The organism is Paenibacillus sp. FSL H8-0548 (genome assembly GCF_038630985.1).
Taxonomy (GTDB): Bacteria; Bacillota; Bacilli; order Paenibacillales; family Paenibacillaceae; genus Pristimantibacillus.
On sequence record NZ_CP152049.1, the window covers coordinates 4,173,996 to 4,198,986 of the forward strand.

At 45.6% G+C, this 24,991-nt stretch carries 28 protein-coding genes and 1 riboswitch; of the genes, 1 reads left to right on the forward strand and 27 read right to left on the reverse strand.

All coding sequences use genetic code 11. The features are described from left to right. Window positions 1-76 precede the first annotated feature (76 nt). Window positions 77-1,669, forward strand: a complete 1,593-nt coding sequence (gene serA / locus MHI37_RS17925; protein WP_076336413.1) for a phosphoglycerate dehydrogenase — start codon at window positions 77-79, stop codon at window positions 1,667-1,669. A 702-nt stretch (window positions 1,670-2,371) separates the two neighbouring features. On the opposite strand, the gene MHI37_RS17930 is transcribed toward serA, so the two are convergent. The 27 genes from MHI37_RS17930 to MHI37_RS18060 form a co-directional block, all read right to left on the reverse strand. Then, window positions 2,372-3,844, reverse strand: coding sequence for an ATP-binding protein (locus tag MHI37_RS17930; RefSeq protein ID WP_076336414.1), 1,473 nt, complete (start codon window positions 3,842-3,844; stop codon window positions 2,372-2,374). Beyond that, window positions 3,845-4,561, reverse strand: a complete 717-nt coding sequence (locus MHI37_RS17935) for a response regulator transcription factor (RefSeq protein WP_076336415.1) — start codon at window positions 4,559-4,561, stop codon at window positions 3,845-3,847. Between the two features lie 27 nt (window positions 4,562-4,588). Further along, window positions 4,589-5,848, reverse strand: a complete 1,260-nt coding sequence (gene ccsA, locus MHI37_RS17940) for a cytochrome c biogenesis protein CcsA (protein ID WP_076336416.1) — start codon at window positions 5,846-5,848, stop codon at window positions 4,589-4,591. Continuing rightward, window positions 5,845-7,503 (reverse strand): cytochrome c biogenesis protein ResB, encoded by a 1,659-nt coding sequence (locus tag MHI37_RS17945; protein WP_076336533.1) that lies wholly within the window; start codon window positions 7,501-7,503, stop codon window positions 5,845-5,847. The genes ccsA and MHI37_RS17945 overlap by 4 nt, the downstream gene beginning before the upstream one ends. 17 nt (window positions 7,504-7,520) lie before the next feature. Beyond that, window positions 7,521-8,051: a redoxin domain-containing protein gene (locus tag MHI37_RS17950; RefSeq protein ID WP_076336417.1), complete on the reverse strand. Its 531-nt coding sequence runs from the start codon at window positions 8,049-8,051 to the stop codon at window positions 7,521-7,523. Between the two features lie 87 nt (window positions 8,052-8,138). Then, entirely contained in the window at window positions 8,139-8,885 is a 747-nt protein-coding gene (locus MHI37_RS17955) for a pseudouridine synthase (protein ID WP_076336534.1), read from the reverse strand. Window positions 8,886-8,939: 54 nt separating this feature from the next. Continuing rightward, complete coding sequence (locus tag MHI37_RS17960; RefSeq protein WP_076336418.1) at window positions 8,940-9,476, reverse strand: spore maturation protein; 537 nt, start codon at window positions 9,474-9,476, stop codon at window positions 8,940-8,942. After that, window positions 9,469-10,131 (reverse strand): nucleoside recognition domain-containing protein, encoded by a 663-nt coding sequence (locus MHI37_RS17965; protein ID WP_076336419.1) that lies wholly within the window; start codon window positions 10,129-10,131, stop codon window positions 9,469-9,471. The genes MHI37_RS17960 and MHI37_RS17965 overlap by 8 nt, the downstream gene beginning before the upstream one ends. A 163-nt stretch (window positions 10,132-10,294) precedes the next feature. Next, window positions 10,295-11,437, reverse strand: a complete 1,143-nt coding sequence (locus MHI37_RS17970) for a D-alanyl-D-alanine carboxypeptidase family protein (RefSeq protein WP_256710491.1) — start codon at window positions 11,435-11,437, stop codon at window positions 10,295-10,297. Between the two features lie 185 nt (window positions 11,438-11,622). Next, entirely contained in the window at window positions 11,623-12,114 is a 492-nt protein-coding gene (gene ytfJ / locus MHI37_RS17975) for a GerW family sporulation protein (RefSeq protein ID WP_076336421.1), read from the reverse strand. Continuing rightward, complete coding sequence (locus MHI37_RS17980; RefSeq protein ID WP_076336422.1) at window positions 12,087-12,779, reverse strand: DUF2953 domain-containing protein; 693 nt, start codon at window positions 12,777-12,779, stop codon at window positions 12,087-12,089. The genes ytfJ and MHI37_RS17980 overlap by 28 nt, the downstream gene beginning before the upstream one ends. 58 nt (window positions 12,780-12,837) lie before the next feature. Further along, window positions 12,838-13,440 (reverse strand): SMC-Scp complex subunit ScpB, encoded by a 603-nt coding sequence (scpB, locus tag MHI37_RS17985; RefSeq protein ID WP_076336423.1) that lies wholly within the window; start codon window positions 13,438-13,440, stop codon window positions 12,838-12,840. Continuing rightward, window positions 13,409-14,188, reverse strand: a complete 780-nt coding sequence (locus MHI37_RS17990; RefSeq protein WP_076336424.1) for a segregation/condensation protein A — start codon at window positions 14,186-14,188, stop codon at window positions 13,409-13,411. Before MHI37_RS17990 ends, scpB begins: the two co-directional genes overlap by 32 nt. 36 nt (window positions 14,189-14,224) lie before the next feature. Further along, window positions 14,225-14,695 (reverse strand): 6,7-dimethyl-8-ribityllumazine synthase, encoded by a 471-nt coding sequence (gene ribE, locus MHI37_RS17995; RefSeq protein ID WP_076336425.1) that lies wholly within the window; start codon window positions 14,693-14,695, stop codon window positions 14,225-14,227. A 22-nt stretch (window positions 14,696-14,717) separates the two neighbouring features. Further along, the gene (locus MHI37_RS18000; RefSeq protein WP_076336426.1) at window positions 14,718-15,953 is read right to left on the reverse strand and encodes a bifunctional 3,4-dihydroxy-2-butanone-4-phosphate synthase/GTP cyclohydrolase II; all 1,236 of its coding nucleotides are present in this window, start codon (window positions 15,951-15,953) and stop codon (window positions 14,718-14,720) included. Between the two features lie 64 nt (window positions 15,954-16,017). Next, entirely contained in the window at window positions 16,018-16,677 is a 660-nt protein-coding gene (ribE, locus tag MHI37_RS18005) for a riboflavin synthase (protein ID WP_076336427.1), read from the reverse strand. Between the two features lie 29 nt (window positions 16,678-16,706). After that, the gene (gene ribD / locus MHI37_RS18010; protein WP_076336428.1) at window positions 16,707-17,804 is read right to left on the reverse strand and encodes a bifunctional diaminohydroxyphosphoribosylaminopyrimidine deaminase/5-amino-6-(5-phosphoribosylamino)uracil reductase RibD; all 1,098 of its coding nucleotides are present in this window, start codon (window positions 17,802-17,804) and stop codon (window positions 16,707-16,709) included. A 217-nt stretch (window positions 17,805-18,021) separates the two neighbouring features. Further along, a riboswitch (FMN riboswitch) is annotated at window positions 18,022-18,231 on the reverse strand. Window positions 18,232-18,460: 229 nt separating this feature from the next. Continuing rightward, window positions 18,461-18,661, reverse strand: coding sequence for a DNA-binding protein (locus MHI37_RS18015; RefSeq protein WP_076336429.1), 201 nt, complete (start codon window positions 18,659-18,661; stop codon window positions 18,461-18,463). Between the two features lie 53 nt (window positions 18,662-18,714). Next, complete coding sequence (locus tag MHI37_RS18020) at window positions 18,715-19,338, reverse strand: sigma factor-like helix-turn-helix DNA-binding protein (protein ID WP_083676195.1); 624 nt, start codon at window positions 19,336-19,338, stop codon at window positions 18,715-18,717. A 153-nt stretch (window positions 19,339-19,491) separates the two neighbouring features. After that, on the reverse strand, window positions 19,492-20,247 hold the full coding sequence (locus tag MHI37_RS18025) for a putative metallopeptidase (RefSeq protein WP_076336430.1): 756 nt from the start codon (window positions 20,245-20,247) through the stop codon (window positions 19,492-19,494). A 38-nt stretch (window positions 20,248-20,285) separates the two neighbouring features. Continuing rightward, window positions 20,286-20,699, reverse strand: coding sequence for a hypothetical protein (locus MHI37_RS18030; RefSeq protein WP_076336431.1), 414 nt, complete (start codon window positions 20,697-20,699; stop codon window positions 20,286-20,288). Further along, on the reverse strand, window positions 20,696-21,481 hold the full coding sequence (locus MHI37_RS18035) for a hypothetical protein (RefSeq protein WP_144023653.1): 786 nt from the start codon (window positions 21,479-21,481) through the stop codon (window positions 20,696-20,698). Before MHI37_RS18035 ends, MHI37_RS18030 begins: the two co-directional genes overlap by 4 nt. A gap of 75 nt (window positions 21,482-21,556) precedes the next feature. Beyond that, window positions 21,557-21,886, reverse strand: coding sequence for a hypothetical protein (locus MHI37_RS18040; RefSeq protein ID WP_076336433.1), 330 nt, complete (start codon window positions 21,884-21,886; stop codon window positions 21,557-21,559). A 28-nt stretch (window positions 21,887-21,914) separates the two neighbouring features. After that, on the reverse strand, window positions 21,915-22,373 hold the full coding sequence (locus MHI37_RS18045; protein ID WP_076336434.1) for an XF1762 family protein: 459 nt from the start codon (window positions 22,371-22,373) through the stop codon (window positions 21,915-21,917). Continuing rightward, window positions 22,370-22,918: a site-specific integrase gene (locus MHI37_RS18050; protein ID WP_076336435.1), complete on the reverse strand. Its 549-nt coding sequence runs from the start codon at window positions 22,916-22,918 to the stop codon at window positions 22,370-22,372. The genes MHI37_RS18045 and MHI37_RS18050 overlap by 4 nt, the downstream gene beginning before the upstream one ends. A gap of 345 nt (window positions 22,919-23,263) precedes the next feature. Next, window positions 23,264-23,851 (reverse strand): hypothetical protein, encoded by a 588-nt coding sequence (locus tag MHI37_RS18055; protein WP_076336437.1) that lies wholly within the window; start codon window positions 23,849-23,851, stop codon window positions 23,264-23,266. Window positions 23,852-23,864: 13 nt separating this feature from the next. Then, window positions 23,865-24,962: a site-specific DNA-methyltransferase gene (locus MHI37_RS18060; protein WP_076336438.1), complete on the reverse strand. Its 1,098-nt coding sequence runs from the start codon at window positions 24,960-24,962 to the stop codon at window positions 23,865-23,867. Window positions 24,963-24,991: the final 29 nt, after the last annotated feature.

Below are 24,991 nucleotides of genomic sequence, written 5' to 3' on the forward strand. Positions count from 1 at the left end.
GTACCGGACGAGGGTTTTTCTGTTCATATTAAGCGAAGCTATCATGCTTCGCCCCATTTTAGGAGGCATACTTCACATGTTTAAAGTGTTAGTTTCCGATCCAATTAGCGATTTGGGCATTCAGCAGCTTGTTGATGCGTCAGATGTCGCAGTCGACAAAAAGCCTGGATTAAGCGAAGACGAATTAGTTGCTATTATTGGTGAGTACGATGCATTGCTTGTTCGCAGCCAAACACGTGTAACACCAAGGATTATGGAAGCTGGTAAACAGCTTAAAGTCGTTGGCCGTGCTGGCGTAGGTGTCGATAATATCGACCTGGAAGCCGCTACGCAGCGTGGTATTATCGTAATTAATGCGCCCGATGGCAATACGATTACAACTTGTGAGCACACATTTGCCATGATGATGGCAGTTGCACGCCACATCCCGCAAGCGTACATGAAAACTGTAAATGGTACATGGGATCGTAAATCCTTCCTCGGAGTTGAGCTTCGCGGCAAAACACTTGGCGTACTTGGTATGGGCCGTATCGGCAGCGAGGTTGCAAAACGCGCTAAAGCCTTCGGTATGAATATTATGGGTTATGACCCGTTCATGACAGAGGAAAGAGCAGAGAAAGCTGGCGTGAAGCTAGCTAGTGTAGATGAAATTGTTCGCAATGCAGATTTCATGACTGTGCATACGCCTCTGACTCCAGAAACTCGTCATATGATCGGCAAAGCTCAATTTGAAGTAATGAAGCCAGGCATGCGTATCGTTAACTGTGCGCGTGGTGGGATCATCGACGAAATCGCGTTAATCAATGCCATCAATGAAGGTATCGTAGCTGGTGCCGCATTTGACGTATTTGAAGTGGAGCCTCCTGCTGAGGATCATCCTTTCTTATCACATCCGAAAGTTATCGTTACACCGCATCTTGGCGCTTCAACTGTAGAAGCACAAGAGAACGTTGCGATTGACGTTTCAGAGCAAGTGCTTCATATTCTTCGCAACGAGCCATTTATTAATGCCGTAAATATGCCGCCGATTCCTGAGAATCTGCAAAAAATTCTTCAGCCATACTTTACACTTGGCGAGAAGCTAGGCAGCTTTATTGCTCAAGCCACAGAAGGCGCTGTTACGGAAATCGTAGTTGGCTACTCCGGTGAGCTGGCAGAGGTTGATACCCAGCCGCTAACTCGTCATATCGTTCGCGGTGTGCTTGCGCATCATTTAGGCTCAGAGCAAGTTAATGTCGTGAACTCGCTTCATCTTGCTAAGGTTCGCGACGTAAATATTGTGGTTCAAAAATCACATGCTTCGAAAGATTTCACGAATCTCGTTACAGTCTCCCTTCGCACGAAGACTGAAGAGCATGTCGTTTCCGGTACTTTGCTGACGGGCTATGGTCCTCGTATTGTACACATTGATAAGTACCCTGTTGACGTTACGCCAGAGGGCAATCTTATTCTAATCTCGCACAACGATAAGCCTGGTATTATCGGACGCGTAGGAACGCTGCTTGGCAACAACGATGTTAACATCGCTACGATGCAAGTAGGACGTCAGCTTGTTGGCGGATCAGCAATCATGGTATTGCGTGTTGACAAAGCTACTCCGAAGGATGTTCTTGTACAGTTGACGAGTATGCCTGAACTCAATACTGCCAAAGAAATTACACTTATTTAATAAATACAGCAAGAGCCAACTGGATTTTTCCAGTTGGCTCTTTTTATTATATAAGTTGAACTAAACATTTACGTTTTGGTCGCTGCGTGAGTAGATCATTCTGAAGAGTCGCTCTCTATTCCGACACATCCTACACCAACATATTAGTTACTGACTTACACCCCAATGCTATCCCCTATCCTATCCTGCACTAGCAGATTACTGACTTCCCCTGTTCCCATCCCATCCCATCCTATCCTGCACTTTTGCAGTATAGGAGCTGTTTCCTCAGCATTCTCCTAGCCTATGTTGTACCCCGTACAACATAGGCAGCCTCATCTAACCATCTAGAGCCGAAATTCAACTATTCTAATGCATATATACAATATAGAATCATGTTGAAGAGAAGAATGAGTGAAGTTACTGCAAACGTGCAGGATAGCTTATACATAACTTTTCCTGCAGTTCATTCTTGTTCCCAATCTTCGTTTTAAACCCCGAATAATCTGTATAGCCTAGGTGAAACGGCTTTCGCCGTCCTTTAGCGGCTTCAGCGCGTTTCATTCCGGAGAAATATAGAGAAAGTATGGCGAAATGATCTACTTTACATCTAAAAAATTGCCGATCCTTTTACCATCGGCAGTCATCGACGGATTATGCATGTTTCACGAACAACAAGAATTATCTCCTGTAATCTACAAAAAAAGCGTTCCCGAAGGAACGCTATGACAAGGACTGATGGGCTTCGACAGGAAGCAATATCGTAAACGTGGTACCCATGGACTTACTGCTCTCGACGGATATCCGTCCATGATGCAAATCAATGAGATTTTTGACAATCGCAAGTCCGAGACCCGTACCGCTTGAAGAACCACGTTTTCGCGCTTTATCTGCTTTGTAGAACCGTTCAAATATATAAGGAACATCCTCAGCAGGGACACCTTGTCCTTCATCTCTAACGATAAGCTGGACATACTTGCTGCCATTGACCACTTCATGCCTGCCAACAATGGTAATAGACTTTCCTGACGGCGTGTGGCGTAAAGCATTATCAAGCAGATTCGTAAGCACCTGCTCCAGACGATCCTCATCCGCTTCCTTAACCATAAGAGGATCTCGCGTAAGCTCCGCAAGCAGCTTAACCTCTCTCTCTTTCGCGTACACCTGGAATTTCCGGTGCACACGCTTCAGCACATGCCTTAAATCCACCTCTTGGAAGTTCATATCCGCATGGCCAGCTTCCATTCGAGCGATATCAAGAAAACCATTGACAAGACGGCCCATCCGAAGCGATTCGTCATAAATGACTTGCACAAGATCTTTACGTTCTTCCTCTGAGACAACGATGTCATCCAGCAGCGCCTCACTATAGCCTTGAAGCATCGAAAGCGGCGTCCTGATCTCATGCGAAATATTAGCTACAAAGTCTTTCCGCATCTTCTCAAGCTTATGCTCCTCAGTTACGTTACGAATGACCGCAACTGCTCCGCGTACAATACCATTAGACTGTAATGGAGCCATTACGACAGACCACACACTGCTCAAAACATGAATATTATCTGTCGCATCGTGTCCTTCAAGCATTACGTTTTGAAAGATTTCTCGCAGCGGCATCGGAACTTCAGAATTTGAAGTTAAAGTATCAAAAATTTCTCCTTGCCATGCAAGCTCTACACCTGACCACTGATTGATTAATAAATGTCCGCTCGGGTTCGTAAGGATCACTTTTCCAGCTGCATCGAACGTAATAACGGAATCACCCATACTTCGCAAAATACTTGCTAGATGATTTTTCTCATGGTTCAAATCATGGATGAGCTTATCCAGCTGTTCAGTCATATGGTTGAACGTGTCAGCAAGCTCTCCTATCTCATCACTAGACACAATATTTACCCTTGTGCTGTAATTACCTTGTGAGATGGAAACAGCCGCATCCTTAAGTTGAAGTAACGGCTGCTGTATTTTTTTGGATAGAAAAAAAGCGAAAAAGGTTGACAATAAAAATCCGATAATCGCTGTTAGTACGAACAATACCTTCACTTGATGCGAATTATCTTCTAACCAGATATCTACATACTGGAGAAGGAATACACCTACGATGAGCAATACAACTACTACAAGCAGCATAATTGTCGCCCAAAGCTTACCGACTACACTCCGCCAAAGCTTGCCGAATGAACGATGCCACAACTCCATTTACTTAGGCACCTCAAGCTTATAGCCTACACCCCATACAGTCGTAATCATCGCAGCGGCATCAGGCGACACTTTGTTCAGCTTCTCACGCAACCGCTTCACATGTGTATCTACGGTCCTCAAATCTCCAAAAAACTCGTAATTCCATACATCCTTCAGCAGTTCCTCACGTGAGAACACCTTATCCGGCGATACAGCCAAATAATGGAGCAGCTCATATTCCTTAGGCGTTAAGCTAACTTCCTGGCCACCAGCAGTAACACGATGTGCATCATGCTCGATGACAAGATGAGGGAAAACGATATTATTGCTCGAATTAATTTCTTTCGTCAAAAATGCTGTTGCCGAAGAACGGCGCAAAATAGCTTTCACACGATAGATAACCTCGCGCGGGCTAAATGGCTTCACAACATAATCATCTGCACCGACCTCAAAGCCTTGAACACGATTCATCTCTTCGCCTTTGGCAGTAAGCATAATGACAGGGGTTGCCTTTACTTGACGCAGACGTGAGCAAACCTCAACGCCATCAATGCCAGGAAGCATTACATCCAGCAAAATAAGCGCGTAATCGGTGTTAGACGCGAGTCTAAGCGCCGTTTCACCATCCTCTGCTTCGTCAATCGTATAGCCTTCCTTCTCTAGATACATCTTGAGCAGACGACGAATACGTTCCTCATCATCTACTACCAATATTCGGCTTGAAAAATCAGACATTGGGCAATACTCCTCTCAAACTATATACTAAACACCAGAATAGGAATGTAAGCCTGCAATTACAAGGTTAACCCCAACAAGAGTAAACAATACAATGACAAAACCGATTACAGCAAGCCAAGCCGAACGATGTCCTTGCCAGCCGCGTGATAAACGGAAATGCAAATACGCACTATAATACAGCCATGTAATTAGAGCCCATACCTCCTTGGGATCCCAGCCCCAGAAGCGGCCCCATGCGATATTCGCCCATATCATCGCAAATATCAATGCGCCTAGAGTAAAGATTGGGAAACCAATCGCAATAGTGCGATAACTGATTTCATCCAAATCCTCTGGGTCTACACCTTCCATATACGGGTGAATCACAGCCCCAAGAGGCTTGCGGAATACTAGACGAAACAGCCCATACAGCAAGCTGCCCGAGATAATAGACCAAACCACCGTATTCAGCTTACGCCCGGAATTTGCGCCATTCATCCAAGATGGTGCTTCAAAAAACGCATCACTCATACCAATGAAACTGTCCACTTTAACCGTCTCACTATTAAACGGCTTAACAATAGGAGGAAGCGTGTAATAAGCAGTCTCCGAAGTCGTTGATTCGATTCCCTTAGCATCAATCACAGATTTATGCTGAATAAATTCTGCCTCGTAGCCCGCTCCTCTGAACGCGAATACTGCAATGATAAAACCAACGATTAAGAGCATGGAATACAAAGAGAATTCCACCCAAAACTGTTGTCTCTTTGCTTCCTTTGTTTTACCTTTAAAATCGATCACACGCAGCAGATACATCAATCCTGCAGCAAAGCCGACTGCAAAAAACGCTTCGCCAAGTGCCGCTGTCGTTACATGCACCTTAAGCCAGTAGTTGTTAAGGGCCGGTATTAAAGGCTGTACCTCTTGTGGAAAAACTGATGCGTAGGCCACAATAATAACCGTTAACGGCAAGGTGAACATGCCCAGCAGCGGTTTTCTATAAATGGCGAAAACAATTGTGAAAGCAATCATGATTGCCATTCCTAGAAATGTCATAAACTCATACATATTACTTGTCGGTATTTGTCCGCTGCCTGCCCAGCGTGTAAAGAAGAAAGTCAAATGTGCCGCCAACCCTAGACTGGACGTTATGAATGCTACTCTACCCCAGCGTTTCTCATGCTTCTCGGGGTCTCGGTTGCTCCATTTCTTACCCGCAATGGCAAGCACATAAAACATAAATGCAAAACAATAAAGAAAAAATGCGAATATAAATGCATCGCTGCTAAACTCGACTAATTTCACGCGTTGTTCCCTCCGTTATCAAGCGCTTTCGGATCTACGGTTATCCCTATTTTTTGAAGCGCCCATGCAACATCTGAACGCATACCGTACCAGTTTTTATTCGTATGAGCACCTAATGAAAGGTTACCATCATCAACTCGCAGCCATATCCGACGATGCTGCCAATAGGACCCCATCAACAGACCGACCATAGAGAAGAATGCGCCAATCCAAACATAAGGCAGCGCCTTGTCGATGCGGACATTCAAATACGTAGATGCTTCAGAGAAATCTACATTTTCCATCCCGTCGACTCGAATTTCAATCTTATCCGCAATTTTATGATTAATAACATCCTGCGAAAATTTCACCTTATCCTTTTGCATTGGAAAATACATGTATGGCTCCCCTTCCGGATCTAAACCCGGACCTTTAACCGTAAAGACAAATGCAGGAGCAATCGGATCACGTGACAGCGTCGTAGGCTCGCCGTTGTCCCCTATCGAGAATTCCATGTAATTCGCGTACAAATCAAGCGTGTAGGGCCCAAGCTTGTGCTGAAGAGCAGAATCCTTCATCGGAAGATCGAACGGCCCGTATTTCTCACCTGTTTCTTTATTAACGAGAATAGGGTGAACTGCGTTCAAACGAGGCGTCATATCAAAGTCAAATTGATACAGCTTTAAGCCCTTGTAATTTAGCGGTTCGTTGACGATGATGTTATGCCGCTTCACTTCCTGGAGCTCAGGCTTCTGCGTTTGATCATTGCAATTGCTTACGCACTCATACAATATGGCTTTCGTCTCGAAGAGCTTTGCACGAGCCGTCCCTTTCAGCTTGTCTGGCAGCTCATCATCGTTATAAAACTCAACAGTAAACTTTTCGTTTTTCACAAAATAATTTGTATTCGCAATTTGTACGGTATCACCATCGGCTATCGTTATGTAGCTATCCATTTGCCAGCTTGGTATGCTTCTAGCCAGTATCGCTAGCAAAAACAATATGAGACCTATATGGTTAATATAAGGTCCCCAACGGCTAAAACGATTTTTCTCAGCTAGCAGTGAAGAACCGTCCTGATGAATCCGATAGCCCTTCCGTTTCAGCTGTGCTCCAAAATCAGATACCCATTTTTCTTCATCGCTTTCGAGTTGATGCTTGAACACTGTCTTTTGCCGATGAATAAACTTTAGATGCTTGCGAATTTGCTGCTTGCTAAGCGCCCGATATAACGGTAAAACTCTATCTAGGCTGCAAATAACTAGCGAAGTCCCGATCATAACCAGCAAGCCGATGAACCACCAGGTTTCGTATGTATGGGATAAACCTGTCAAATAGTATAGTTTACCAAGAAAACCATACGTTTCTTCATAATAAACTGAAGCATCAAAGTTGTTGATAAATGTGTTTTCCTGCGGATAAATTGTACCGAGCATTGCCGTTAAAAAAGTAAGAACGATTAAATAAATCGCAATCTTAACGGACGAAAAAAAATTCCAAATTTTATCGATATAGCTTGGATTGCTCTTTTGTGATCGACGGGCTACCCCATCGTATCGCATCTCTAGAGGCAAATCTGATATATCATCGTTTTCGAGCGGCTTTCCACAGCTCTCGCAAAGCACGGTGCCGACTGAGTTTTGATGACCGCACTCGCATTTTGTATTTTCTACCACTAACACAGTAAAACCTCCTACAGCTGAAGCAGCCGCTCAATCCGTTCATCAATTTCTAACTCTGTCATACCGCCTACCTTAATTTCCATAATGGAACCATCCGGCTTAATGAAAAAGGTGGTTGGATACGACTTTAGCCCATAGCTGCGTTCCGTTTTACGATTAACATCACGCAAAATAGGATAATTCAATTCAAAGCGACGCACAAAATTGTTCACGGTTAACGTATCCTCGCTTAAGTTAATCGCAAGAATGACGAGGCCTTGATCCTTCCATTTGGCATACTGTCGTTCGAATTCCGGCATTTCCTTTACACAAGGAGGACAAAATGTGCCCCAAAAGTTGACTACAACAGCGTTGCCTTCATAATCAGACAACTTTTGTGTATTTCCCTTTAAATCAACAAGCGCAAATTCCGGCGGCTTGCTGCCTTCCTTGAGCGGACCTTTATCATCAGCGGCAAATAAGGTGGTACCGATTGCATAGCCACCAATAATCAAGACGGCAATCAAAATAACAATCTGTACCGTCCTGCGCGATTTCCCCATAATAAAATTCACCACCAGCTTCTTTCTACGTTGCTCCGAATACTACCATTATAACGAAAAGTCGACGGCAATAACTGCCGCCGTCGATTACTTTTTATGAACTTTATGTGTCTTGCTATTCGCAACAGCAAGCAGTTCTTTGATTTCTTGAGGTGTTAAATGGCGATACTTCCCTCTGCCTAGATTCTCAAGACCAAGTTCACCAAAACGAATTCTCTTCAGCCTGATAACCTTATGTCCAATGGCTTCAAACATACGGCGAACCTGACGGTTGCGGCCTTCGAAAATCGTAATCGTAATCGTTGCTTCATTTCCTTCCGTATCCACATCGTGGTACTCGAGCATCGCTGGTGCAGTCATGCCATCCTCCAGCTTAATGCCCTTTTCCAGCTGTTCTAATGCAGTACCATGCGGAATCCCTTTGACTGTTGCACGGTAGGTTTTCGGTACGTGATGACTTGGGTGCGTTAACAAATTGGCAAACTCGCCATCATTCGTTAATAGTAAAAGCCCTTCCGTATCATAATCCAATCGTCCGACCGGATATACTCTCTCTTTGATGCCAGGTAAAAAATCAGAAACCACCTTGCGGCCTTGTGGGTCCGTGGCGCTAGTGATAACCCCTTTGGATTTATTTAGCATAAGATAGAGCTTCTTCTCGCTCCGAATGGCCTTGCCGTTAACCGTAATGGTATCGACAGCTGGATCTGCTTTCACTCCAAGCGTCGTAATTTTCTCACCATTGACCTCAATCATACCTGCCAAAATCATTTCTTCACATTTGCGACGAGAAGCTACTCCCGCTGCGGCTAATATTTTCTGTAAACGTTCCAATGCTTTCACCTCACTCTCCATCATAACGATATGAAGAACAAAGTACAAGCTCCACTAACCGAATATGTATAAGCAAATGAAAATTGCTGCTAAAAAACCGACTAAGTCGGAAAATAATCCTACTTTAAGAGCATACCGTGAGCGCCGAATGCCAATTGCGCCAAAATAAACGGTAAGCACATATAAGGTCGTATCCGTACTGCCTTGAATCGTTGAAGCGATTCTTCCGATCATCGAATCAGGACCGAAGGTCTGAATCAGATCAGTAGTAAAAGCTAGTGAGCCCGCGCCAGTCAATGGCCGAAGTATGCCAAGCGGCAATACTTCGCTAGGAATACCAGCAAGGTCAAAGAGCGGCCTCACAGCCGATAGCATGAGCTCTAATGCGCCAGAAGATCGGAACATGCTGATCGCAACCATCATGCCTACCAAATGCGGGATAATATTGATGGCCGTTCCAAAACCATCTTTAGCTCCCTCAACGAATGTTTCATATACAGGAACCTTGCGCCTGAGTGCTGCATAAAGCGGAATAAATACGATAATAGCAGGAATTAACCAGGAGGAAAAGCTTGAAAATAAGTTATACAACCTGTTCACCTCCAGCAGCTGGCGGAGTCACCTTCTTCTCGTGATGCCTTCGTGGGGCGGATGGGTCTATAGATGGTGGCGGAGATTTGCGCCTATACCAGCGATCTGCTAAAATAGCCGCACCCGTCGCAACAAACGTTGCGGCAAGCGTCGTCCCGATAATTTCCGCCGGGTTTGCCGATCCGTAATTCATCCTGATCGCAATTAGGGTTGTCGGGATAATGGTAATGCTAGACGTATTAAGAGCGAGAAGCGTACACATCGCCGGTGTCGCAGTTTCCGGATCAGGATTCAGCTTTTGCAGCTCCTGCATCGCCTTTATTCCCATTGGGGTAGCAGCGTTTCCAAGACCAAACAAATTAGCGCTTAGATTACTCATAATATAGCCAATTGCAGGATGGTTGCGAGGAACATCAGGAAAGAGCATGCGCACAATTGGACCGAGCAAACGAGCCATTTTTTGCAATAATCCAGCATCTTCCGCTATTCGCATCATCCCCAGCCAAAAAACCATTATGCTTATTAAACCAAAGCTTACGGTTACGCCAGATTTCGCGCCCTCGAAGGCAGCTTGCGTCACTGCATCCATCTTGCCTGTAAACGCTGCTACTACCACGCTTGCCACAATGAAAAACAACCAAATCCAATTTACCATGAAGGCCGCCTCCCCAACTATGCACCTAACTACAGACTAAGCAGCGTCTCCCTCGCTAAATAGCCTGCATTTCTTAAGCGATTACGGCTGATGCCGTCCTTTGACGGCAAAAGCTCGTCCCGCAGTAATAATAAACGCCAAAGCTCGTCGAACCTGTGCTGTCTTATATTTCAAATAACATGTCCAGCACTTTTGAGAACGATTGATACCATGCTGAATCTCCATCTTGGTTAAGCTTCTCTGCTTTTCTGAAATCAGTCAGTGTCTGCAATGTTTTTCTAGACGTCTCAGGAAGCTGCAGCCTGCTGCTTGCTTGATCATAGACTGGAGAGGCACCCATTTTATCATTATTCATATACCACTCCAGCATTCCGCGTTCGCCTAATAAATAATGAATTGAATCGGTGTTAAGCAGCACTAAGCGAGATTGAATACTTTCCGTTTCCTGCTCCGCCACAGGGTATTTAAATGTGCGTCCAATTATATAGGGATACCCTGCAATCGCTTGCCCCTTTGCAGCTATCTCTTGCAATGGATAGTTGTTAAAGCCCCAATCGAGCATTTTACGATGGTCTGCCCAATCATCACTATCATTAATCGTTACAGCTGCAAGCTGTTGGCCTTGCCTTGTCGCGGAACTTACTAGACAACGAAGTGTTTTTTTCGTATATCCTGTTTTCACACCATCCGCGCCATCATACATCGTTAGCATCTTATTTTTGTTCGTGTAGCTGTACTCCCATTTTTCATGGGGATTTGGTACTTTTTTCACTTTTGTACTTACAATCTCAGCAAACACTTCATTTTTCAGAGCATATGCGGTAAGCCTGGCTAAATCATTAGCAGAGGAATAGTGTTCAGCCTGATCTAGTCCATGCGGGTTTTGAAACTTAGAATGGGTTAAACCGATAAAGGCTGCTTTCTCATTCATGAGATGCACAAAGCCCTCCTCAGAGCCTCCCACATGCTCCGCTATAGCCGTTGCGGCATCATTGCCAGACCTAAGCATTAGGCCATAAAGCATATTCGAAAGGCTCATTTCCTCTCCCAGCTGAAGATAAATAGAGGAACCCTCCTTACCTACCGCTCTCTTGCTTGTCTTAACCATATCCGTCAGCTTGCCATGCTCGATCGCTACGATCGCAGTCATGATTTTCGTCAAGCTCGCTATTCCCATCGCTGTATCACCATTATTGCTATACAATATTCTGCCCGACTCCACATCGAAAAGCGCCGAAGCTTTTGCGTTCGTATACAGCGAGCTCGGCTTAGCGGCTGCCTTTGGCAAGGTGCTTGTACCAGTCATGAATACAGCTATTAAGACAAATAGAGCAACTCGCTTTACCTTTAAGAAATGCATATCCAATCGATCCTTTCTTAAAACGTTAGTAGAAAAACATCTGATTATTTACTTGAGTATATGCTTGTACATGACACTCTAGACGAAAACTAGCTAACAAAAATGAAAAACTGCCCTCACGGGCAGTTATGTCATAACAGGTGATCATTTGTTTCGATGTGTCCACTCACTACAGTTTGCGATGGCTCGACGTATGCTGCATGACTTGATGAAGACGACTGCTTCATCATGGTTTGAATCTTATCAAAAACATGCGGCGCAGAATCGATGACTCGCTCAAGCAGATGCGTTTGATTATCAAGTGGAACAATTTTGACGCCATGCGTGCCTACAACTAAAAACGCAATTGGCGTAATCGATACGCCTCCGCCGCTGCCCCCGCCAAATGGCATCGACACAGATGCATGCTGTGCATCTGATTGTGATCCATTTTTATGATCGGCATCATCTAATCGAATATCACTGCCGCCCGCTACAAATCCGAAGCCAACCTTTGAGATTGGCATAATAATACTGCCGTCCGGAGTCTGTACGGGGTCACCCACAATCGTATTGACGTCAACCATCTCTTTAATGTTTTCCATTGCCGTTTGCATTAAGCCTTGAATAGGATGTTCTGCCATGCTTTGACGCCTCCTTTCATTTTCCTCATCCGAACTAAAAGCTGCAGTCCGGCAAGAATAGCATATCCGAAGCGGATTTGAGCTATGCATGACCATTCGGTTTGAAATGCTGGGCATTGATAAATCGGCTGCACATTCATTTTCGGCTCAGCCTTCAGCTTAACCATTTGAGATAAAAGTCCGATAATGGACGTCTTCACAGACCAGACTGCTCCAGTTGCCATAGCTGTCCACATCGCATCTCCAGTTCCGACTGAAGTCGTCCAATTCCATTCTAGAAGTCGAATTTTCGTGAGCGTCTTTCTAGCCCATCCGGTTAAATCCCGTGTCATTTGCAATAAGCTTTTAAACTTATCAATATAATTTGCAACTCTTTCGGCATCTATGTCCTCATTAAATTGCTGCCATGTGTTTAGACCTGCATTCGTCTTTGAGACCTGCTCCTTCAGCTGGACCGATGTTCCGGTAAATTGAATGATCGGCACTTTGTAGCGATATCGGATAAGACCGAATAGTGCTTTTATATTCAATTCTGCATCATCATCGCTTCCTACTCTGCGAAGATGTCCTTTAATGACAACCTCAGATCGTAGAATAACTACTAAAATGAGCAAAAAAAAGAGACCGACCGCCGTGTTCCAACCGTAGGGGTAACCGAGCACCATGATGCTTCCTCCGTTTCCCATATGTAGGTTGAATATAGTATGACCCGGCGGTCAAATCTCATTCTTTTATTTCTTCAAATGTTATTTGTCGGTTATCCAGACGATCGAATAGAAGCTGCGTCTGTTCCTCCAGCGCTTCATCCAAATCCACTTTCCCCGGCTCTGGGAGCTCCTTTATGGATGGCAAACCAAAATAATCTAAAAATGATTTCGTTGTTCCGTACAAAATTGGTCTGCCAATCTGCTCGGCACGTCCAACCTCTTCAATAAGATCCTTCGACACAAGCGATTGAATCGCTCTATCACTTTTCACACCGCGAATTTCTTCGATCGATATTCTCGTTATCGGTTGTTGATAAGCAACAATAGATAGTGTCTCTAAGGCAGCCTGAGATAGCTGTGCACGTGTTGGCGTATAGGCCATCCGTTCAAAATAAGGTGCGTGATCCAAATGGGTCGTCAATCGATAGGATGCTGCAACCTCAGCGATTTGAATACCGCGTCCTTCACGCTCCAGATCTCGCTGCAAATCGTAAACCAAATCAGAGGCTAGGTCCGCATCCAGCTCCAAAATATCAGCAAGCTGCCGCTTCGTCAAACCCTCATCTCCTGCCATAAACAGCAGGCCCTCAATAATCGTCTTCAACTTCTGGTAATCCAACTTGTGACGACTCTCCTTTCCAGTGAATGACGATGTCGTCAAACAACTGATGCTGGTAGCAACGAATAGACTTCATCTTCATAAGCTCCAGAATCGCTAGAAAAGTGACTACAATTTCGTGCCTGTCCATATTTTCACGTATAAGCCGAGAGAACTGAACCGTATTAAATTCTTTAAGCACCTCGACGATATCCCGAATTCGATCCTTGACCGATATTTCATCCCGCTGAATCGTTGAAACGATATTACGTCTGGACGCACGACGAAGCGCCTTCTGAAAGGCTAAAATCAAATCCGATACATGCAGCCCTTCGACCGGATTGGTTTTTTCTTGTTTCATGAAGGGGGTCATATCTTCCGGTTCTCGTGAATAAACAAGGCTGCGCTCAACTTCCTTCTCACGCAGCTGCTCGGCTATTTTTTTGAATTTCCGATATTCAACTAGCTTCTGGATCAGCTCATCACGAGGATCCAACCCATCATCAGGCCATTCCTCGTAATCATCTTCAAATATAGGAGGCTTAGGAAGAAGCTGCTTGCTCTTTATCGCCAAAAGGGTCGCCGCCATTACCAAAAACTCGCTCGTAACCTCCAGCTCCAGCTCCTTCATCGCATGCAAGTAATCCATATATTGAATCGTAATCTCGCTAATAGACACTTCATGGATATCGATTTCGGATTTGTCGATCAAATGGAGCAATAGATCAAGTGGTCCCTCAAATGAATCCAGCTTATAAAGCACTGACACTTACAGTTCCTCCCGCCAAGCCATTTCGATTGTTTCTTAACCTTGCAATTGCTTCGTTAAATTAGCCATTTCAATTGCGCTGGCTGCTGCTTCATAACCTTTATTGCCCGCTTTCGTGCCTGCACGCTCAATGGCTTGCTCGATTGAATCTACCGTCAATACGCCAAAAATCGTAGGAATGCCTGTTTTCAATGCGATGGCCGCTACACCTTTAGCAGCCTCATTGCATACGAAATCAAAATGCGGCGTTGAGCCACGAATAACTGCACCAAGCGTTATAACAGCGTCATATTTACCGCTCTCCGCCATTTTTTGTGCAATTAACGGAATTTCAAATGCTCCTGGAACCCAAGCTACCTCTACATCAGAGTCTTGAGCGCCATGACGCTTGAACGCATCTAACGCACCTCCAAGAAGCTTGCTTGAGATAAATTCATTAAAACGTCCAACTACTACTCCATATTTTAAACCTTCTGATACTAAATGTCCCTCATAAATTCGTGTCATTTGTAATCATCCTTCCTTTTCATTAAATAATATAGTCAATTCCTTCATAGCTAAGCAAATGTCCAAGCTTATTTTTCTTCGTGCGCAAATAGTTTTGGTTGTCTTCGTTGAGTTCCATCTGAATCGCAACACGCTCAACGACCTCTAGTCCATAGCCTTCAAGCCCTTTGATTTTGCGAGGGTTATTGGTTAACAAGCGCATTTGGCGAACGCCAAGATCCTTCAAAATTTGCGCGCCTATTCCATAATCGCGCAAATCGGCTGGAAAGCCAAGCTTTAAATTTGCATCCACCGTATCGAAGCCTTGTTCTTGCAATGCATATGCCTTAAGTTTATTAATGAGCCCAATGCCTCTGCCCTCTTGGCGCATGTAAAGAAGTACACCGCTTCCTGCCTCTTCAATTTGCTTTAGTGCAGCCTCAAGCTGTGGACCGCAGTCACAACGGTGTGAATGGAACACATCGCCAGTTAAGCATTCAGAATGAACGCGTACAAGCAATGGACGTTCAGGATCAATGTCGCCTTTCACAAGTGCGATATGCTCTTTATTGTCAACGATATTTGTATATGCAATTGCCCGGAAAGTTCCAAAATCGGTAGGCAGCTTAACATCAACCGCCCGCTCAACTAGTTTCTCCTTCGCATTACGATATTCGATCATGGCTTGAATCGTAATAAGCTTCAAATTATGCTTCTCTTTGAATACGATCAGGTCAGCTAATCGTGACATCGTGCCGTCTTCATTAATGATTTCGCAAATAGCTGCTCCAGGCGAAGATCCGCACATCACAGCCAAATCAATGGCAGCCTCTGTATGTCCTGCACGACGGAGCACTCCGCCTGATTTTGCGATAAGCGGGAATATATGTCCTGGTCTGCGGAAATCGGACGCTTTCGTCGTTGGATCAAGAAGCGCCTTGACCGTCTCCGAGCGCTCATATGCTGAGATACCAGTAGTCGTTCCTACATAGTCAACGGATACAGTAAATGCTGTACCATGGTAATCCGTATTGTGAGTGACCATTGGCGGCAAATCAAGCTGCTCCGCACGCTCTTGCGTAATCGGCACACATACAAGCCCGCGCGCCTCCGAGATCATGAAATTAATCACTTCCGGCGTTGTCCTATCCGCCAGCGCGATTAGATCCCCCTCATTTTCCCTATCCTCATCGTCTACTACAATGACTGGTTTCCCAAGCTTTAGATCCTCAAGCGCATCCTCAATCCGATCAAATGGGGTTTTATCTGTTTGTTCCATATGGGATTCCCTCCTTTGTGACAACCAAGCCTTTGTAAGGCTTATTTTTTTCTAAATACTCTTATTACAAGAAACCATTTTCCATAAGAAACGATGTCGTTAGCTTTGATTGTGATTTTGCCGAATCTGGCCGCTTGAAATGCAGCAGATGATCCACGTATTTACCAATGACATCACATTCTATATTGACTGTATCGCCCGCATGCTTGTGCTGTAGGGCTGTTTCGCCAAGAGTGTGCGGTATAATCGAGACAGCAAAGGAATTTGCTTCTGTATCAACTACCGTAAGACTTATACCATCTACCGTTATGGAGCCCTTCGGGATAACGTAACGAAGCATATCTGCATCGCTAAGTTGAACCGTGTAGACCACCGCGTTGGCGTCCGTTTCGCGTCTAGTAATCGTTCCGGTACCATCAATATGCCCCTGAACAATGTGACCGCCAAACCTTCCGCCAGCTTGCATCGCTCGCTCCAAATTCACACGTTCACCAGCACGAAGCTGATGAAGGTTGGATTTGCGATACGTCTCAGGCATCACATCTGCTGAGAATGAAGCCGCGTCAAATGAAGTAACCGTTAGACATACACCATTTACCGAAATGCTGTCTCCAAGCATAACGCCAACGGTCACATGTGCTGCCCCGATGACAAGCTTCATGGCCTCACCTTGCTTCGTGATCCCTTTCATTTTCCCCACTTCTTCCACTAATCCGGTAAACATGGGCTTCCTCCCCTAAAGGTTTGCAAATGCTAATACAAAGGATAACCTGCTACACGAATGTCCTCGCCAGCCATTTCCACACTCACTCTTTCAAGCTGTATGGCATCCGCCATTTTCTCGAATCCCGAAAATGTAAAGGTTCCTGGCGCATTCGCTCCACCTATAATTTTAGCAGCATAATAAAGAACAATTTTATCGATAAGACCAGCTTCCAGCATCGCACCGTTTAGTTTGCCGCCGCCCTCTAGCAGAATCGATCCGATCTCCAGCTCTCCAAGCTTTATCATGCCAATGCTTAAATCAACTTTCTCTCCACTGCCACACGTAACGACTTCAATTCCTTTAGCTTCCAATGCTTGCTTATGTTCTTCGCTAGCTTGGCCGGAGGTTAGTACGATAGTCCGTACCGTCCGATCCGTTACAACCCTCGCATCCAGCGGCAAACGAAGCTGTGAATCTACGATGATGCGAACCGGATCAATAGCAGGAACTGACGCTCTCGTGTTCAGCAAAGGATCATCCGCCAGCACCGTTCCAATTCCGACCATAATCGCCTCATGCTGATGACGCAGTGTATGAACCTGCTCACGTGCTGCTGTGCCAGTCACCCAACGGCTATCACCAGTTCGAGAAGCAATCTTGCCATCAAGAGTACTTGCTGTCTTCAAAGTAACGAAAGGGAGCTTAGTTGTGATATACTTATTGAATTTTTCGTTCATTTGCTCTGACCGCTGTTCGAAGACGCCTACAGTGACTTCAATGCCTTCTTCACGCAGTCTTGCGATGCCTCGGCCAGATACCTCTGGATTGGGATCACCGCTTGCGACAACTACTCTCGCAGCTTTCGCAGCTATAATTCGTTCACAGCATGGCGGAGTTTTACCGAAGTGACTGCACGGCTCCAAGGTGACATAAACGGTAGAGCCCTCGGCTTCCTCTCCAGCCATCTGAAGCGCATGCACCTCTGCGTGACCTGTTCCGCGCTTAAGATGCGTCCCAATTCCGAGTATTCTTCCATCCTTAACGACAACGCAACCAACAACTGGATTAATTCCTGTCTGTCCCGTTGCCTTTGCAGCCATATCCAAAGCTAGACTCATGTAATATTCATCATTCAAAATGTCCATAAACAAAAAACACCCCTATCGGCAAACATTCCGACAGGGGTGATGAAAGAGTTTCGAGATCTACGACAAAACCGATGAGCGTTGTCGGCTTTAACCACCGACCACACCATAATCGCTTTTATTGCGATGACGGTTTTTGAATACGCTAAAAAAACAAACCTATCATGCCTGTGAAATAATACACAAGCAAATAAGCTAATCGTTATAGCTGTCGAAGCATCCCCTTCTCCCATCCAGACTTTACTGTCGGTCCCGGATTTACACCAGGTCCACCGTTTCAATTCACTTTCTCTCGAAATTAATCGAGAAGAAAGCTCATTAAACCGGGTCACGGACTGACGAGAGGCACAGAATTTCGGTTGTCCGATCTATCTGTGCCGTCCCGATCACCGCCGGTTAGGAATTTCACCTGACCCCGAAGGAAGCTGCATAAATATTTCATTGCTTATTGTGACGGTTAACGTTAATTCGTGTTCAAAACCGTTGTTTCATAAGGTTCTAAAAGATATGCGACTATCATATCGTTTCCTTTGGAGAGATGTCATATCGCAACATTTCCTACCAATACCCTACCAAACACCCTACCAAGGATTTAAGGCTTTTCGAATTAACTTTGAGGAAATATTACCACTCTAAAAATAAAAAAGCAAGGATTTTCATCCCTGCTCTTGTTTACCCTCAAGCCATATAAAGAAAACATCTCTCGGAACTTTAATCATTTTGTTTTTCCCTATACGGTTAACATGGAAAGGCGGATCAGCCAAAAGCTCATATGTTCCGCGTCTTCCGATGTTTAATATTTCTTGAATATGAGCTGGTTCTAAAACGAGTGGAAATTCATCTTTTGATTTAACCATCCTGTATATTCCTCCCTAAAATAATTATGAAGACGATAGCTTATTCTAACCCTTTAAAATAACGTCCCCTGCCATCCTTTTGATACTTTCTCATGCGCCCGCTGCACATACTTATCAACTGCACCCTTGCTGATTGCCAGCGCCTTAGCTATCTCCGCATGGCTGTAACATTGCCCGAACGCTAATACGTAGCACTCTCGCTCCTGCGGGCTGAGGATTCCCAACACTTCCTCCAGCTTGTGCCGTTCTTCTTCGGTGATGGTCGATCCGCTGCGGGAATTGTACTGATTGCTGAAATTAGCCATAATCATCGGATCAAGCAGCACAGTGTTTTGATACACGCTCCTACGCTCGATACCTCTCTTAGTACCTGGCTGCCTGCCGGTGTGAAGCCACTCGATAACAAAATTCGCATCGGAGATCATCTCCCTAAGGTCCTGCAGCTCGTTCCATAAACCGTCATTCGCCGACCGCCATTGCTTGTACACGTCTCGATGCTGCTTTTCGCCCATCTGCTCCAGCGTCATGCCGCTTTCCTGCTCGATATACAACTCTATTTCCCGTCTGCGCGCAGTAAGCATGCGCAGCGTGGCTCTATATGATTTTTTAAGGTCCTGTAGATCAACGAGAAATCCGCGATCATCCACCTTACTCAATGCGTCCCTTGCCTCACCCACTTACGTCACGCTCCTTTGTGGGAAGCCCCAGCCGAAACTGGGGCTTTATGTTTTACTTAACAGCAATAATTAGCAAGATAACGCCTATCCAAAAGACTGCGCAGAACAGACCCGCAAAGCCCCAACAGATGATAAACGACCAGTTCCAGCGTTTCATTCGAGTTCCTCGTCATTTTCAGGAGCATCGAATTCGTTTTCGTCGTAGTCTCCGTTGTCGCTGTCTCCAGTTTCGGGCTCGTCATCTTCAGGCTCGGTGAATGGTAGATCGTTACCTACTCCATGCATCGGATCATTTTCGGCAGCCGCAGCAGCTTCTTCTAGAGTGAGCTGGTTCTTATCTTCAACACCTTCAACAACACCGTCAGCTCCGACCACAACCGTGAGCCCTTCATGCGGCGGTGCAGGCGGATCTTGTGCTGTGCCCGCATCGTCTATTGTGAGCTGCCCGGGGTTAACCTCTTTGATCGCCCGTGCCAGCCTTTTTACATCCTCAGTAATCGTTCCATGTCGCCTGATAACCTCAACGTAGGCTTCAATGTCGGGCGGAACGGTTTTCAACAAAGGACGACCATCTGTAGCATACAAGGTTACACCGTGCTTGCTTTGTTTTGTATCCAGTGAAAACAATGCATGATCGAGTACATATTTCTTTTGCGGATCGGTCATTCTAGTCCACATTTCGGCGTTGAGTTGCAGAATTACATCCTTTTCCATAGAGGTTCTGAGATCGTCGGCCAATACTTTGAACTTTCCAAAAACCGTCTTCCCTTTGCTGTTCCAGCCGCCATGTTTCATCTGGATTAAGATTTCTGTTTTATTAAATTCCTTATGGTTTTGATTAATCATTTCATTAAGCATGCTATAAACGTCCAACGATGCTTCCCTATGAAACTTCTCTGCTTTAGCCATCTATATCTCTCCTCGGAATAATATTTAGAATAATTTCTTTACTTTTTGCCAATCCCCATCTGAAGCAGCACGTGGTTTATTTCAAGCTTCGTGAGCCCAAGCCTACTTGCCAGTTCCCGTCTTGGAAGATGTTTATGTTTATTCAAAAACTGGCGTTGCTCAGCCGTTGGACGCATTGATTTAAGGTGATTCGCGATCTCGTCGGGATCTTGAGCAGCATCCTTATGCTCACGATCCGATACAACGACAAACTCAATTTCCGTCCTGGAATAGCGGTATTGTCTAGTGACCCCTTCTTTATTGACCAGACCTTTTTCGACCAACCATTGCAATGATCCGATTAGATAGCCGTTTTTAATTTCTAATCGACTTAGTATTTCGCCGTACTTGACACCTTCGCCAAATGGAATCACTTTGAGGATCGATTCTAGCCTCTCGCTAATCGCAATCACGTCTCGATCACCTCACCCAGCACCCGTTTCAATTCCTCGGCATTGTCGGTCAGCCGTTTTAATATCCTTGAAGCGTTAGGATTAAGCCCGCCGGCAAGCGCCTGCCTTAGCTCGTCCTGCCAACTATCACTCCACGAATTAATCGATAAACCTTTCTCGCGCAGTACTGCAATAACTTGTTGCAGGAGTTTGTGGTCTGACTCGTATCTTTCTCGTATCCGCTCCATGCTTTTGGCACCCGTTCGCAACTCGATCATTTCTGTTTGCAACTTACCGGAAACATGATTCGCCAAACTATTTCGCTCAGCTTTGTCAGCGATCCATGCCTCGAAATACTCGCGAGATGAGCTATAAAAAGGATGCCTGTCCGAGTTGAGCTTAGACATAATGATGTATTGATACATTTTTGCGGGAATATCAATGTGGCGGTACTTCGGCTGCCGCTGGGCGATGATCTTGCCTGACTCAGGATAGTACCAGTACAAACCAACGCCTTCATCGAGCTCGTCTTTGGTAATCAGTCCCTTAGGACAAACAAATGCAAATGTATTGCAACTCCCGAGATAGTTGGGCCATTTCTTGTCCGATATGAAATCACTTCGGCTAACCTTGATCTCGTATCCGTATAAACAAGGATTAGTCCAAGATTTCGCCATAGCCATTGCATCCATTCGGTAATTTTTGCTTTCGCTGTATAGCGTGACTTCCGTCATAAAGAAATCGTCTGTATGCTTTTTCGCGAGAGCTTGCTTGATTTGATCGGCTTTCACCATCATTTCCATCCTCCTCTCCCGGATAATTACGATCATACGTTCGGTTTTAGAACAAAAAAATATATGCCACGCTCTTCCGTACATTTAATCCATCTTATAATAGGTCGTTACGTCCCAGCCGCGCTGCTTGAGCTCTTTGGACATGGCCTCAACAGCTTTTGTGCGCTTGTCGCCTTGCCCGCCACTCGTTGGCTTAATCATGTAACCTCTGCCGATCCAGCCCCAAAGCGTCTTAGCTCTGCAATATAGACCAGCTGCCTTGATCGCATCAAGCACTTTGGTTTCCCGCGCTCTTGGAATTTGTAGAAAGCAGCTGTCTAAATTACAAGTGCCTCCATCATCCGAATCTTTCACAGCTTCGCAGGCTATTTGATTAGCCTCTCTAAGATCATTTGTCAGTTTAGCGTAATCCAATGTTTATTCCTCCCATGTATTTGCGTATTCAGACCTTCACTTCATCGACCGTGAACTCCCATAGCGTTTTTTGGCCCGTGGGATGCTTGTCGATCCTTGGGCGTGTCGGGCAATTCCAACTTCCACCTTTTGTTTGATGCAGGATTCGCCATCCGGCTGCCCGCAGGCTTGTGCCTGGCTCGGTAATCAATGTGTATGTGACCAACCTCCGGTAACCTAATGATCGAGCAGCACGCCACGCAGCTGCGTAAAGCATGGAAGCTACATTTTTCGTGCCATCCGTACAGCACCTTGTCACTTCCAGCGTCCGGCCATTGTCATAAGCCCTCGCCACTGGCCGCCCTACCATCACAACGCCTACAACTCTCTGATCATCAGCCACAGCAATACTGTACTTGTGACCTTGCGGCGCCGGATGATGGCGGTGATACTGCTTAACGTATTCGCAGGCATCAGCGTAGCTTATGGGCTGCAACTCTATCGTCATAGCGTGAACCCGCTGACTGCATCGTCAATCATGTCCTGGTTAATGCCTATATAGCGCATTGTCAGAGATGGGTAGGCATGGTTAAAGATATTCTGAAGCATCGCAACATCCTTTGTTTTCTGATAGAAATGATAGCCAAATGTCTTCCGCAACGTATGAGTTCCGATTTCCTCCAGGCCGCATTGATCGGCTGCCCAGTTTAGTATCCGATACACCTGCACCCTGCATATGCCCGTTTCTCCACGCGTCCGATAGGAGGGAAACAAAGTAGCTTCCGCCTTCATCCCCTTGGTGTAGTCTTGGATAACGCGACTCAAGTCGGCGTTAATCGGAACCCACTTCTTCTTGCGCGTCTTCCCTTCAATCAGGCTGATGTGTGTCCTGTTGCGGACGTCCTTCACTTTAAGGCGCAATATGTCGCCAATTCTCAGCCCTGTGTTGATGCCGAATACAAAGATGAACCAGTCTCGCTTTGACCTCGATAACAGCAGTTGCTTCATCTGCTCAATCTTCTCTGGATCGCGTATCGGCTGCACAAATTGCATATCTTTCACCCCTTTCGTGATGTTAAGGTCTATTCATCGAGATACTTGCGTGCTAAATGAGTATGTGACTGTTAATTCAACTTCAAATTTATGATTGCATTTCTCACAATTTGTTGATGTTTCAGCACCGTCTACCCATCCCGATTTGAATCTAATATCTGACGTATCCTGCTGTTCGTGTCCGCATTTGGGACATACCGGTACGTCCGTATGGTCCAAATCGAAACCTGTTCCAAAACAGACGTTACAAGGCTTTCCGTCAAATATCTTTTCTCCTTCACAAACTAAGCACGTTTTAGCCATTACCAACTCACTCTCCTAGCACGTTTGATATTCACTGAGATACTAAATAACTTTCCCGCCGTGTCGTTCTGGCCTCGTAGCGTTGTAGGCCATTTTCTCGGAAATTGCTTGGTCGAGGTCAAAATCATAATAAGATGCAAGCTCTGCAACGTTTTGGAGAACAACCGCTAAATTAAACTCTTTCCACGAATCTGCTCTTGCGCAGTCGGTTAGGTTTCCGTGAATGATGTTCAGATTATCTGTGAAAGATAAACCGCTGTTCACACGCCATTTGACAGTCACTCTACCGTACCAGCTATGAAGCGCTTCTCCCCAGCCGTTTTTGCCAGCAGCATCAAATATGCGAATGCACACGTCAGCCAACTCCGATGGGATGCCACAAGGTTTTCCTAAAACCCAGTCACCATCACCAAAAAGCAACTCAGTTCTAAAATCTTCAACAGTTCCACCACCGAACTCATACTCATACCAAACCTCATTCGGCTGCTTGCCGTTCCGATAGTCCTCCAATGCCTCGCTAACCTCCGAGTGCATAAGAGCAACCAATTCTCCGTAAGTGCGCTCCTCTTGCCACCAACCCTTAACTACTGCGTTTTCATGTGCTGCCTTGACCAATTCGTTAATCTTCATCGTTTATCGCTCCTCAAAATAGTAATGTTTGCCCTTCAAACTGTAGCTTCGGCTGAACCGTCGCAATTCGGCGCTCAGCAATTTCGACGTATTGCTCACCTATTTCAATGCTTGTGCATTCCCGACCATTCTCCAGCGATACTTTTTCTGTGGTACCACTTCCACCAAACGGGTCCAGTACGCGCCCGCCAACCGGAGCGCCAGCTAAAATGCATGGTTCGATCAGCTTTTCAGGAAACGTTGCGAAATGTGCTTCCGGAAAAGCTTGAGTGGCCACAGTCCAAACGCTGCGCTTATTTCGCATGCCATTGTACTCGATATCCTCTCTATCTTGGCGATGTTGCTGTGGCTGGCCGGGCGGCGGGGATACATTAACCTCTCGGGCAAAGGAATGTGATTTAATCCGTTTGCGTCCTCTTTCTTCCTTATCAGTTCCATGACCAAAACCAACTCCGGTACCGACCCGAAAATTCCCTACCGTCTTACGTTTGCCGCCCTCTTGGTTGTCAAAAGTCTCATTCCCGGTGTAACTGCCCCCCCGGAAACCGTTTGCCCATTCATTCTGCACTCCTGGCTCTTTAATTGCTTCAGCATCATAATAGTACCGATCTGCTTTGGAGAGCAGGAACATGTACTCATGTGACTTTGTCGGACGGTCCTTGATACTCTCCGGCATTGGGTTGGGTTTGCTCCAAACATTATCCATGCGGAGATACCATCCATCTGCTTGAAGAGCAAAGGCTACACGCCAAGGAACTCCAATTAAGTCCTTAGCCTTCAGTCCAATTGCTTTACCAGCGCTGTAGAAACTGTCTCCGTAATTAAGCCACAATGTCCCATCATCTCGCAGCACACGCCATACTTCTCGAAAAACCAGCACCGTGTGAGCAACGAACATTTCAGGCGTAGGCTCTAATCCCAAGCACCCTGCCCAAGCGGGAACAGTTAGCGGCGGTAGTCCTGGCATTGGCGTATATGTTACCTCCGGCCAATCGCTCGGCGGGATTCCGTAATCTCGTAATCCCCAATAAGGAGGCGAGGTGACGCTTGTATGAAAGTGTTGCTCCGGAAACGTCTGCATAACGATACGGCAATCACCCTGTAAAATCATGACTCTGCCTCTCCCAGCAATTCATCTAT